The organism is Myroides odoratimimus, assembly GCF_038039805.1.
Classification (GTDB): Bacteria; Bacteroidota; Bacteroidia; order Flavobacteriales; family Flavobacteriaceae; genus Flavobacterium; species Flavobacterium odoratimimum_B.
This window is the reverse complement of the sequence record NZ_JBBPHK010000004.1, coordinates 136,357-148,754: the sequence shown is the minus strand read 5'-3', so window position 1 is coordinate 148,754 and position 12,398 is coordinate 136,357. Positions and strand designations below refer to the sequence as shown.

Sequence of the window (12,398 nt, the reverse complement as noted above, 5' to 3'; positions counted from 1 at the left end):
ATTACAAACTAAACAACAAAAGATTGCATTAAAATTCTATTTTATGTTTCACAAAAAATTTTTAAATCGGTTTACATTTGGACAATTAACGATGGCTATCGTTTTCCTTTACCTTATTTACGCAATTACTTCATTTGTATTGTACCAATCAACTGCTAGTATAGTAAATATCGTTATTTCAGGTTTTCTTGCAACACTTGCTATAATCGACAAAATACAAAACAAACATACAATTCGTAAAAACTACCCAATTTTTGCACGATTCAGATATATGTTTGAATCAATCAGACCAGAGATGCGTCAGTACTTTTGGGAAGGAGAATTAGACGGAAAACCATTCAATAGACGTGAGCGTTCTATTGTTTATCAAAGAGCGAAAAACGAGAAACAAACTGTTTCTTTCGGTATGCAAGATGACCCTAACCGCATCGGTTACGAATGGGCTTCTCACTCAGTATATCCTAAACATATATCAGATACAAACTTCAGAACTACTATTGGTAGCGACTTATGTAGCCAACCTTATAGTGCAAGTGTTTATAACATTAGTGCGATGAGTTACGGTGCATTAAGTAAAAAAGCTATTACTGCTCTTAACGAAGGAGCTAAAATTGGTGGTTTTGCACACAATACAGGAGAAGGAGGTATTAGTCAATACCACCGTTCAGGAGGAGATTTAATTTGGCAAATCGGTACTGGATACTTTGGATGTCGTAATGAAAAAGGTTTCTTTGATGATACTTTATTCGAAGAGCGTTCTAACTACCCAGAGGTAAAAATGATTGAACTTAAATTATCACAAGGTGCTAAGCCTGGTCATGGAGGTCTTTTACCTGCTGAGAAAAATACAGTTGAGATTTCTAAAATCCGTAGTATTACTCCTCACACTACAGTACACTCTCCATCAGGACATACAGCGTTCTCTAACCCTACTGAGTTAGTTCATTTCATCGCTAGATTGAGAAAGCTTTCTAATGGTAAACCAATTGGTTTTAAAATCTGTATTGGTAAAAAAGATGAGTTCTTAGATATCGTAGCTGCAATGGTAGAAACTGGTATTCACCCTGACTTTATCACTATCGATGGTGCTGAAGGAGGAACAGGAGCTGCTCCACTAGAATTTATCGATTACATGGGTATGGCATTAAATGATGCTTTAGTATTCGCTAATAAAACATTAATCGAAAACGGATTAAGAGATAAAATAAAAATACTAGCTTCAGGACGTATCATCTCTGCTTTTGACATTGCTAAGACAATGGCTTTAGGTGCAGATGCTTGTTATAGTGCTCGTGGTATGATGTTCGCTTTAGGTTGTATCCAAGCTTTACAATGTGATAGTGGTCACTGTCCTGTAGGTATCGCAACTCAAGATGAGACATTATACAAAGGATTAGATGTTACAGACAAGAGAATGCGTGTTGCTAATTTCCACAAAAACACAATGAAAGCTTTAGGAGAATTCATCAGTGCTTGTGGATATGAAAATACTCAAGAGGTTAACCCTAAAACATTCTACAAACGTATTGACCACGGAGTGATCAAAAGTTTCCAAGAAATGTACTTCGGTAACTTAGATACTAGAAAAGTAAAATAATAAGCTAACCTAAGCTTCGTTTATATAAAAGACCACAAAGTTATTGTGGTCTTTTTTTATATTAGTCCTATCAAAACAACATAATAATAAACACATTGAAACTTAAACCAAAACATTGGGTAACGCTAATTATCCTTTCTTTAATATGGGGTTCCTCTTTTATCCTTATCAAGCGAGGTTTAGAGTATTTTACTCCTATACAAGTAGGTGCGCTTAGAATTACTTTTGCAGGTTTATTCTTATTGCCTATTTCTCTAAAACATATTAAAAAATTACCTAAGAAAACATTTCACTGGTTATTTCTTACTGCTCTAGTAGGAAGTTTTATTCCTATGTTTTTATTCCCGATAGCAGAAGTATATTTAGACAGTTCTATAGCAGGAATATTAAATGCCTTAATGTCAATATTTGTAATTGTATTAGGAGTTCTATTTTTTAAATATAAAACACATCTTGGTGAAGTTACTGGTGTTATCCTATCCTTTATAGGCGTAATTCTATTATTACAGTCTCCTGATTCTACAGGTCTAGTCTCAAATGATTGGTTTTATCATTTATTATTGGTAATAGCTTCCTTAATGTATGCTTATAGTGGATTATTGACACAAAAATACATGGGAAATATCCCTCCTATTGTTTGGACAGCATTCATAGAATTAGTCTTACTTATACCTGCTCTCATAGTACTTACCTCTACAGGTTTTTTCCAAACTATTGGTGAACATCCTGAAGCATTAAAAGGACTTGGTTTTGTCTTTTTATTAGCTCTATTCGGTAGTGCCTTAGCTAATATTTATTATTATAAACTAATACATGAAACAAATGCTAGCTTTGCCTCTTCTGTATCTCTACTAATGCCTTTAGTAGCTTTTTGTTGGGGGCTATTAGATGATGAAGTATTAGGTGTCTTGCAGATTTTAGGTGGTATACTAATCGTAGCGGGGCTTTACTTTGGGAGAAAAGAAATAAAACTTCCTATTTTAAAAAAGAAAACAATATAAAAAAAGGGTATCAAATTAATGATACCCTTTTTTTATGATTTATTCAAATGGTAAATTATTTAAATCAACATTACCTCCTGATAGAATTATACCTACTTTCTTTCCTGCAAAAGAAGGTCTTTCTTTTATTAATACTGCTAAAGCAACAGCACTACTTGGTTCTACAACAATTTTCATACGTTCCCATATCAATCGCATAGAACTAATAATTTCATTTTCTCGTACACGTATAATTTTAGAAACATGATCTTTAATAATAGGGAATGTAATATCACCTAGCTGAGTACGCAACCCATCAGCAATAGTATCTGTAGTCTCATTACACTCAATCTGCCCACTCATTAAAGAACGATAGGCGTCATCAGCTTCTAAAGGTTCTCCTCCTATTACTTCTATAGTCTCTTTACCAAAAGCTTTGGCTGCTAATGCAGTACCAGCAATTAAACCACCTCCACCTACTGGAGTGATAATAACATCTAGATCAGGGTACGCTTCTAATAATTCCATAGCAGCGGTTCCCTGCCCCATAACAACGTCTATATTATTAGATGCATGTATAAATGTTGCTCCAGTATCTTCTATTACTTGGTTACAAATACGTTCTCTAGACTCTAATGTAGCTATACAATCTATAATCTCCCCTCCATAAGCTATAACTGCATTACGCTTAACGTCAGGTGCATCTTTAGGCATTACAATATAACATTTCACTCCTAAATATTTAGCTGCAAGAGCTAAAGCCTGAGCAAAATTTCCAGAAGAGTGAGTGATTACTCCTCTCCTCCTTTGTTCTTCTGTCAACTGAAGAATAGCATTCGCAGCTCCCCTCATTTTAAACGCGCCTGCACGTTGAAAATTCTCACATTTAAAGTATAAATCGTTACCTAAAAAGTTTTCTATTTGACCAGATTCCATAATTGGAGTATAACGTGCATACGGTCGAATACGTTCTAAACAAGCTAAGAAATCCTCTTTCATAAAATGTAATCATTTAAACAAAAAACTCCCAACGTAAGTTGAGAGTTTTATATAACTTATTATTTTACGTCCATTAACTCTACGTCAAATACTAAAGTTGCATTTGGAGGAATAACTCCACCTGCACCTGCTTCTCCGTATCCTAAGTAAGAAGGGATAACAAATCTAGCTTTATCACCAACGTTTAATAAAGCAATACCTTCGTCCCAACCTTCGATTACATATCCTTGTCCTAATGGGAATTCAATAGGTTTTTTTCTTTTATAAGAGCTATCGAACTCTTGTCCATTCGCTAAAGCACCTTTGTAGTGTACAGAAACAGTTTTCCCTTTCTCTGCTTTCTTACCAGTACCTTTCACGATCATTTGATATCTTAATCCACTTGGAGTTTCTTCAAAACCTGCAGATAATTTTTCTACTTCGACTAAAGCAGCTTTTTTAGCTTCAGCTTCTCTTTTCTCTCTAGCTCCTTCGAAAGTTCTGAAAGCTTCAATAGCATTCCATTTCTCAGCAGCTTCTCCTACTCTTACAATCTCTACAGACTCTAAAATATCTCCTTGTGCAACTGCATCTACGATATCTTGTCCTTCAATAACTTTACCAAAAACAGTATGTTTACCATCTAACCAAGGTGTAGCAACATGGGTAATAAAGAATTGAGATCCATTAGTACCAGGGCCTGCATTAGCCATTGATAATACACCTGGACCATCATGTCTTAAAGCTGGGTGGAACTCATCATCAAATTTATAACCTGGACCTCCAGAACCTTGACCTAAAGGACAACCTCCCTGGATCATAAAGTCAGGAATAACTCTATGAAATTTAAGACCATCATAGTAAGGTTTACCTTGTGGACGTGCACTGTTTTCTAAATTACCTTCTGCTAAAGCTACGAAGTTACCAACTGTACCAGGTGTTAACTCTTCTGTAAGCTTTACTAATATTGCTCCTTTTGATGTGTTGAACTTAGCGTAAATACCGTTTTCCATTGTTCTAATTTTTATCGTTTTTGAATTACTTCACTTAGCCCTAAGACTAATTCTTTCTTTTATGATTTCTTATTTGCAGCAAGATATACTACTAGAGATAATAATGCTAAACACATACCTCCTATGCATACTCCACTCCATCCAAAAAACTTCCACAAATATAGTCCAAAAGCCGAGCCAAAAGCAGTTCCAAGGAAACTAAATGACATATAGACAGTATTTAATCTATTGCGTGCTTCGGGTAAAAGGGAATAAATACGCGTTTGATTAGATACATGTATAGTCTGTAATCCTAAGTCTATCAAAACAATACCTATAATAAGTCCTATGACTGAGGTACTTGAAAAATAAAATATCACAAAACTTAAGAATGTCATGAATATGCCATATAGTATTAGCTTTCTAGCTCCTCCAGCTCCACCGACTTTCCCTACTAAAGGAGCTGCAAAAGCACCACATGCTCCAATCAGTCCAAATGCTCCAATTACAGCAGAATCATAACCGAATGGCTGGTTGTGTAAAAGCAAGACCATTGTAGTCCAAAATGCACCAAACTGAGCAAAAGCCAAAGCTGTAATACCTGTAGACTCTCTTAAAATAGGTTGCTCTCTGATTAAAACAAATAAAGATTTATAGAGATCTATAACTTTTCCATTAAAACTTGGCTTATTATAAGGTAATCGAATCTGAATCATAATTACGATAACAACACTTACTATAGTAGCTATCCAAAACATACCTCGCCATCCTAACCACACACCTACAAAACCGCTCAATGTTCTAGAAAACAAAATACCTATCAATAACCCACTTACAACTGTTCCGATCACTTTGCCACGTTGCTCTTCAGAAGATAAACTTGCAGCTAATGGCAAGACTAATTGAGGCACAATAGAGGTTGCACCTAATACAAAACTAATTATTTGTAATAGAAAGAAATTTTGAACTACTGATGTTAATGCTAATGTAATAGTAGCAAATATAGTTGTTATAATTATTTGTTTTTTCCTTTCAAGCATATCTCCTAATGGAATCATTAAAAACATTCCTACAGCGTATCCTGCTTGTGTCAGATAAGTAAGTGTTCCAGCTGAAGCTTCAGAAACACCAAATTCTTCTGATATCAAAGGAATTAAAGGTTGACAATAATATAAGTTAGCAACAATTAATCCTGTAATCGCTGCCATAAATAGCACATTTGATTTTGATAAACTCATAGATACAAATTTAGACTAATTCAGATGTAGAAATCTTAAGCTAGCGTAAGAAATTATAATTTTTACAGTAAAATTAGAAGTATTACAACAGCCTATTTATTTTATTGAGACTCATGACTATCATAGAACTAAGTTTCTACTCTTCATACTTACATTCTAACAAGCTATATGCCATTCCTTATAATAAAGTACTGAACAATCCATAAATCGTAAGGTATTTTACTTTAGACAATTTCAATAGACCTAATAAAAAGCTATTTTTGCAGTAAAAAAATGAAGAATATACTATTCTTACTTCTCGCTATACTCTTAGAAACTATCGCTACCACTACACTTAAAGCTAGTGAAGGTTTTACTAAACTAGTTCCTACTGTTATTACTTTATTGGGTTATGCAGGCGCTTTTTATTTACTCAGCTTGACCTTGCGTACTATTCCTATTGGTATCGCTTATGCTTTATGGTCAGGAATTGGAATTATATTAGTGACTATAGCTGCTTATTTTTTATATAAACAAAAACTAGACACTCCTGCCTTGATAGGAATAGCTTTTATAATTACAGGAGTATTAATCATTCAGCTTTTTTCAAAAAGTCAAGCCCACTAATACAATTTTGTAGGTTACAGAATACAATTGTACATTTGCCAAAATATCAAGAGTAATTATGCGCATAGACATTATTTCCGTTTTACCAGAATTAATAGAGAGTCCTTTTCAAGCCTCAATCTTAAAAAGAGCTATAGAGAAAGGATTAGTAGAAGTACATTTTCACAACTTACGTGATTATAGCACTAATAAGCATAAGAATGTAGATGATTACCAATTCGGTGGTGGTGCTGGAATGGTTATGAGTGTAGAGCCTATAGATAAATGTATTACTGCATTAAAAACAGAGAGAGAATATGATGAAATAATCTATATGACTCCGGATGGGGAAACTTTAAACCAACAAATGGCTAATGGAATGTCTATGCTTAAAAACATAATCATTCTATGTGGACACTACAAAGGAGTAGATCAACGTGTACGTGATCATTTCATTACAAAAGAAATTTCTATAGGAGATTATGTATTATCAGGAGGAGAGCTAGGAGCCGCTATTTTATGTGATGCTATTATCCGTCTTATCCCAGGAGTGCTTTCTAATGAGACTTCGGCTTTAACTGATAGCTTTCAAGACAACCTATTAGCACCTCCTATTTATACAAGACCATCTGAGTATAAGGGATGGAAGGTTCCAGATGTATTACTAAGTGGAAACTTCGCTGCTATAGATAAATGGAGAGAAGATATGGCTTATGAACACACCAAAAAAAGAAGACCAGACTTATTAGAAAGAGAAGATTAAACAGTCATTCTACTAGTTAAAAAAAATAATAAGAACAGGGATAATCAGTTTATGATTTATCCCTGTTCTTTATTTATAAGGTGTTTTTAATTTTTATTTTATCTCTTAATATACACCTATATAATATTGGTCTACTCCTGTTGTTATCGTAGCTCCTAATTGTCCTTTTCTAGCTGTTGATTTAACATCATAAATGTAAATATTTCCCTTTCCTGAAACTGGTGCTAAAGCAATATAGAATTTCCCATCTCTTACAACTGATGTTTGGTATTGTGTCAACCATAAGTTAGCAGGTACTTCTAAATCTACAGCTGTATTATTATTTAAATCTATACGAGCCAATCCCCATGCATGAGTAGTTGTTGGTTTACCATCAGGATCTACTCCCATCTCAATCTCAGGTGCATCAAGCTTTTCATAAGGCATATAACCTATACCATCTCCAACATAAAACCACCCATTACTTGAAACTTTCTTACCTCCTAAAGCACTACCTAAATCAAATTTAAATGTAGTATCATATCTACCATCTTTAATTTTAGCGATATAAGTTTTATCTGCCCCGTTTACCATTTGAAGAACTTCTTTATTATTATTAACATATAAAGTTGGAGTACGATATCCGTTAGTACTTCCAACGACATGTTCAGTTGTAATTACATCTGTTTTAGATAAATTATTTTTATCTACGACCAAAGTAAAAGTTTTATCTGTAGGCTTTCTTTTTCCAGTATTCGGATCATAAAGACTAACAGCTGCTCCATAATACAACTTACTATCAACTAATACTGGTGAGTCAATTCTGCTGATATAATATCCTTTTTTAGTAAATTCCTCACTAAGCTTAACATTGATTTCTTTTTGTGCTCCAGGTAAAAATGACCATCCCTTTAAATCTATAAGAGCTATACTTGCAGTAATCTTATGCCCCAAATATTCACCAGATCCATTTTCTCCGGCATGTTGAGGCGCAGCAGTGATATAATGTACAGATCCTATATCTTCATTAATTTTAGTAAATCTACCTGTTTTCGTCCCTAGCACAGGAGCTGACTCAATATGTCCAACCTGAGTGTAATTTTGCCCACCTTTGTGTTCATATTTTCTCAAATCACCTACTGTATAATTTAAATTATATACATACTTCCCGTCTTTAGATACATATATTCTAGATGTTCTAGATGAAGGCATCTGAAATCCTTTTTTATTAAAACTGATTTCTCCTTCTCCTAGTTTATCTACCCCTTGTAAATAAGTAGCTGACTGTGATCCCGATCCACTAGCATAAGCTAATTGAAATTGCTTACCTTTAAGTTCCTCTACTGTATCTGGGCTAGAATTATCATCAGATGAACATCCTATTGTCATTAATGCTAGTCCTGCAAATAATAATGTACTTTTAAAAAATTTACGTTTCATAGTTTTTATTATAATATTAAAAAATTGAATAAGTTACTTTTCCATAAAAAGCTCTTCCTGGTTTTTGTAAACCAAAATTGTCATATATCCTTTGATTAAAAATATTCTTCATATCAAAACTTACTGTTGCTTTTTTATTAGAGAACTGATATATCACTCCAATGTCATTAGGATATTGAGAAGGTATTTCATCTAAATTAGTCCCCCCTACATTAGACCAGTTCCTCAAAAATTTCTTTACATAGTAAACATTGTAATTCACAGAAAAGAAATCTCCTTTCGATAAAACATGATTAAACTTATAACTCAGATTAGCATTTAGTTTAAATGAAGGCTCATTTCTTATCTGCGTTTTGTAGTATAAATATGGATTGCCATCTTTATCAAATTGTTTATTAAATAATACATCAAACTTAGATAGTGCTAGATTGAACGCTAAACGTTGTTTAAAAGAATAGTTTAATTCTATATCAAAACCTCTACTTAATACATCATCTAAATTTTCATACCTAGTAAAGATTCCTTTTGAGTCAATACTCTCTCTAATCATTCCTTTTACATTTCGATAAAAGTAAGTAGCATTTAAGCTCATTGAGTGGTCTTTAAAGTTAAATGGTCCTGCTATAAACCCTACATTATAGTTTGTACTTTTCTCAGGATCAAGACTAAATGAAGGTAATAGATTATCTGCATTACTTCCAAAAAGCTCAGATTCTTCTGGCAAGCGAATTGCCTTTTCTGCAGAACCTAATAAGTACAATGGTTCTAACAATTTATAAGATACACTTACCCCCACTCCATTATGATCAATACTATTATTTATTTTCTTAGTCTTATATAAATCACCAACTAATGGCTTATTAGTATCTTTATAAGGTTCATTAGAGACTGCCTTCTGATGATATAGTTTATAAAATAAATTGGTTTGAAGCCTATTGTCAAAAAGTTTATTCTCATAGCTAAACGAGAGTATATCCTTAGTCAAATCTCTTGTATTAACTAATCTCATAACAGCTACTGGTTGCAAAACATCAGTTATTCCTCTTTCAAAGCTGTTATAGAAATAGTTAATACTCAGCTTATGGTTAGTTATAAATTCATACCCCACATTTGCACGAACAACCCAAGATTCATCTTTGTTCTTTTCTAATGTTTTTTGGGATGCTACTTCTGCACCACTTGTATATTTCAGTGGTTTCCCTAAAGGATCTCTTATGACAGTTCCACTCCAATCGTACATATTACCAACTGTATCGATAACTTGTCTAGTTAAATCACTATAAGATAAATCTAGCTTTACATCTAATCCTTTTATTAATAAATCTTTTTTTTCGTAATTAAGTGTTGCTACATAAGATTCTCTCTTAGTATTTCTATCCCCGTATACATTCTCCATAGTAATACCATGCTGAATCTCTTTTCTATTTCCAGAAACAATTCCGCCAATAAAAAATTTATCTGCCCATTTCACATCTGTGAAACCTACATCTACTTTAGTTCCATAAGATTTATAACCATCGTGAAAGCGCTTAGCTCCATTCTTTGGATAACTTACATTTCCTTGATAATCCACATATCTAATATGATCTCCATAGACTTTATAATCATTATCACTATAATTATAAAACGCATTAGCTCTAACAGTCAGTCCATTTTTATCATTTCGATATCCTCCATTGACATTATACTGGTGCGTATTAAAAGAGCCAAAAGAGCCACTAGCACTCAAAGTATTAGTCATTTTCTGCTTTAATACTACATTGATAGCCCCTCCTAAAGCGTCTTGTGATAAATAAGTAGGCACTACCCCCTTATACACCTCTATACGTTCTATCAAAGCTGGAGGAATACTGTTCAATGAAAATGAACTACCATAATTACTTGCTGGTACTCCATCTATAAATACCCTCACCGCGTTTCCAGACAAACCATTCAAATTATAATTCACCCTAGAGCCTAACCCTCCATCTTGTCTTATTTTAACTCCTGCAGTTCTATCAAGTATTTCATTCGTTTGCAAAGACATCAGTGACGCCTCTTTCATTTCTATAACACTCACTGCAAAACCTTTAGTTTCAAGATCTCGTTTCTCTGTTTTGACTGAAATAAGCATTTCTTCTAGATTGTGTCCTTTAGATTCTTCTACTGTAACCAATAAATTACTTTTAGAATCCTTAAAGTCAATTTTAATTTTAAAATCAACTATTTCCATAGACTTCACATCTAATATATATTGGCCATAATCAACATTTTGAATAGAAAACTCTCCTTCATCATTTGTCTCACTATACAAGTTTCCTTTATCTAAGCTAACAACGGCGTACGCTATAGGTCTTCCATTTTTTAGTTTAATTACTCCTGATAAAGTTCCCTTTTGAGCAACCATGAACATTGGTATAAGTAACGTTAAAACATAAATAACATATTTACTCCAAGTAATATTTCTATAACTACCAAACACTTCTTTTTCACTCTTTTTTGTAGCCAAATATTTTTTTATACTAATAATTCTAAACACCCTTCAATATATTTTTTTAAATAAAAAGTCATTTTTAATAAGAAGTATACTACTTATTAATTCTGTCATGCAAAATTACTTCAAGCATTAAGCCTTTTATCTTTCAAAAAAGGATAATTAAATACATACAAAGGATTATTTTTATTAAATCTAATTAATATTTACCTTTACGATCATAATTTTATTCTACTATATGCAACTAACTACTAACTATATAGACAAAATAAGCGGTCAACAAACAACAAAGAAAACAGAAGGAGAATCAATTATAGAATACACAGATAATGATGGAGATTACTTTCTAGAAAAAAATCAAAAAGTAGGGCGTTACTTTATAACTTACTATAAATTTATGTTAAATAGCCCCATCACCATTTCTCTATCTCCAAACTCTAAAGGTATTTTAATGCTATTCTTACTCGAAGGAGAACAACAACTTTCTCATCATCTAATAAGAAAAGTAGATAAAGAGAATTATATACTTAAAATAGACTCCTCAAAACAAGAAACTCGTTACATTTCCATTTTAATACCTAAAGGAATTATAATAAAACTAAAACAAGATTTATTAATAGATTTTGAAGCTGAAGAACTACCTAGCACTTTAAAACTAGACGATTTAATAAAAAAGAACAAAATCATCTCCCCAGAAATGAAATCCGTAATCACGGATATATACTCCTGTCAAAGAGATGGTTCATTCAAACAAGTTTATTTAGAAAATAAAATAATAGAGTTACTGTTTTTACAATTAGAATATATCAATCAAGACCAATCAAAATCTTATATCTCCAATAGAGACATTGAAAGAATGCACTCTGCTAGAAAACTATTAACTCAAAACATTAAACATCCATATACTCTATCAACTCTTGCTAAAAAGGTAGGTACAAATGAATTTAAACTGAAAAAGTATTTTAAAGAGCTCTTTGGTTCAACAGTGTTTGGATATCTAAATGAGCACAAGATGAACAAAGCAAAAGAACGATTACAAAATTCTGATATTACAATTTCCGAGCTAGCAGAAGATCTAGGTTATAAATCACAGAATCATTTTAGTACAGTTTTTAAAAAATTTTATGGTTATCCTCCTAGCGATATAAAAAAAGTTAAAAACATAAATAATAACAGAACGCACACTATAAACTTATTACCTTTATTCTTTATAGAGAAACTTGAAGCTCTAGAGCTTCTTACAGTAAGCACATTTATATTATAACGAAATAGAAATCAATAGAATAACAACTATGCTTTTACTTAAAATAATTAGTTATTATTCTGTTTTATTTTTTATATTTGCACTCGATTTTAGACCAACCTCTGGCGAG

At 32.7% G+C, this 12,398-nt stretch carries 10 protein-coding genes; 5 read left to right on the top strand and 5 right to left on the bottom strand.

All coding sequences use genetic code 11. The features are described from left to right. The first annotated feature begins 43 nt into the window (after nucleotides 1-43). Together AABL85_RS05510 and AABL85_RS05505 are read left to right on the top strand one after the other, a co-directional pair. Nucleotides 44-1,597 carry an FMN-binding glutamate synthase family protein gene (locus tag AABL85_RS05510; protein ID WP_286413694.1) on the top strand — a complete coding sequence of 518 codons (1,554 nt, stop codon included), beginning with the start codon at nucleotides 44-46 and terminating at the stop codon, nucleotides 1,595-1,597. 95 nt (nucleotides 1,598-1,692) lie between these two features. Next, entirely contained in the window at nucleotides 1,693-2,598 is a 906-nt protein-coding gene (locus AABL85_RS05505; RefSeq protein ID WP_341309427.1) for a DMT family transporter, read from the top strand. 39 nt (nucleotides 2,599-2,637) lie between these two features. Here AABL85_RS05505 and AABL85_RS05500 read toward each other — a convergent pair whose 3' ends face one another. Genes AABL85_RS05500 through AABL85_RS05490 form a run of 3 tightly spaced genes read right to left on the bottom strand, consistent with a single transcriptional unit; the run spans nucleotide 2,638 to nucleotide 5,785 of the window. Further along, nucleotides 2,638-3,576 carry a pyridoxal-phosphate dependent enzyme gene (locus tag AABL85_RS05500; RefSeq protein WP_341309426.1) on the bottom strand — a complete coding sequence of 313 codons (939 nt, stop codon included), beginning with the start codon at nucleotides 3,574-3,576 and terminating at the stop codon, nucleotides 2,638-2,640. A 59-nt stretch (nucleotides 3,577-3,635) separates the two neighbouring features. After that, entirely contained in the window at nucleotides 3,636-4,568 is a 933-nt protein-coding gene (locus tag AABL85_RS05495; RefSeq protein WP_341309425.1) for a peptidylprolyl isomerase, read from the bottom strand. Between the two features lie 59 nt (nucleotides 4,569-4,627). After that, complete coding sequence (locus tag AABL85_RS05490; RefSeq protein WP_341309424.1) at nucleotides 4,628-5,785, bottom strand: MFS transporter; 1,158 nt, start codon at nucleotides 5,783-5,785, stop codon at nucleotides 4,628-4,630. A gap of 273 nt (nucleotides 5,786-6,058) precedes the next feature. On the opposite strand from AABL85_RS05490, the gene AABL85_RS05485 reads away from it, so the two are divergent. Continuing rightward, entirely contained in the window at nucleotides 6,059-6,391 is a 333-nt protein-coding gene (locus tag AABL85_RS05485) for a DMT family transporter (protein ID WP_341309423.1), read from the top strand. Between the two features lie 58 nt (nucleotides 6,392-6,449). After that, nucleotides 6,450-7,133: a tRNA (guanosine(37)-N1)-methyltransferase TrmD gene (trmD, locus tag AABL85_RS05480; protein ID WP_286413703.1), complete on the top strand. Its 684-nt coding sequence runs from the start codon at nucleotides 6,450-6,452 to the stop codon at nucleotides 7,131-7,133. Nucleotides 7,134-7,238: 105 nt separating this feature from the next. Here the strand turns inward: trmD and AABL85_RS05475 are convergent, their stop codons facing one another. Further along, the gene (locus AABL85_RS05475) at nucleotides 7,239-8,552 is read right to left on the bottom strand and encodes a hypothetical protein (protein WP_341309422.1); all 1,314 of its coding nucleotides are present in this window, start codon (nucleotides 8,550-8,552) and stop codon (nucleotides 7,239-7,241) included. A 16-nt stretch (nucleotides 8,553-8,568) separates the two neighbouring features. Next, nucleotides 8,569-11,040, bottom strand: coding sequence for a TonB-dependent receptor (locus tag AABL85_RS05470; RefSeq protein WP_341309421.1), 2,472 nt, complete (start codon nucleotides 11,038-11,040; stop codon nucleotides 8,569-8,571). A 223-nt stretch (nucleotides 11,041-11,263) separates the two neighbouring features. Between AABL85_RS05470 and AABL85_RS05465 the strand changes: the two genes are divergently transcribed. Then, nucleotides 11,264-12,289: a helix-turn-helix domain-containing protein gene (locus tag AABL85_RS05465; protein WP_286413708.1), complete on the top strand. Its 1,026-nt coding sequence runs from the start codon at nucleotides 11,264-11,266 to the stop codon at nucleotides 12,287-12,289. Nucleotides 12,290-12,398: the final 109 nt, after the last annotated feature.

Coding starts and splice junctions, on each gene's coding strand:
- AABL85_RS05510 (WP_286413694.1), top strand. CDS start 44: ATGTTTCACAAAAAATTTTTAAATCGGTTTACATTTGGACAATTAACG.
- AABL85_RS05500 (WP_341309426.1), bottom strand. CDS start 3,576: ATGAAAGAGGATTTCTTAGCTTGTTTAGAACGTATTCGACCGTATGCA.
- AABL85_RS05495 (WP_341309425.1), bottom strand. CDS start 4,568: ATGGAAAACGGTATTTACGCTAAGTTCAACACATCAAAAGGAGCAATA.
- AABL85_RS05490 (WP_341309424.1), bottom strand. CDS start 5,785: ATGAGTTTATCAAAATCAAATGTGCTATTTATGGCAGCGATTACAGGA.
- AABL85_RS05485 (WP_341309423.1), top strand. CDS start 6,059: ATGAAGAATATACTATTCTTACTTCTCGCTATACTCTTAGAAACTATC.
- trmD (WP_286413703.1), top strand. CDS start 6,450: ATGCGCATAGACATTATTTCCGTTTTACCAGAATTAATAGAGAGTCCT.
- AABL85_RS05475 (WP_341309422.1), bottom strand. CDS start 8,552: ATGAAACGTAAATTTTTTAAAAGTACATTATTATTTGCAGGACTAGCA.
- AABL85_RS05465 (WP_286413708.1), top strand. CDS start 11,264: ATGCAACTAACTACTAACTATATAGACAAAATAAGCGGTCAACAAACA.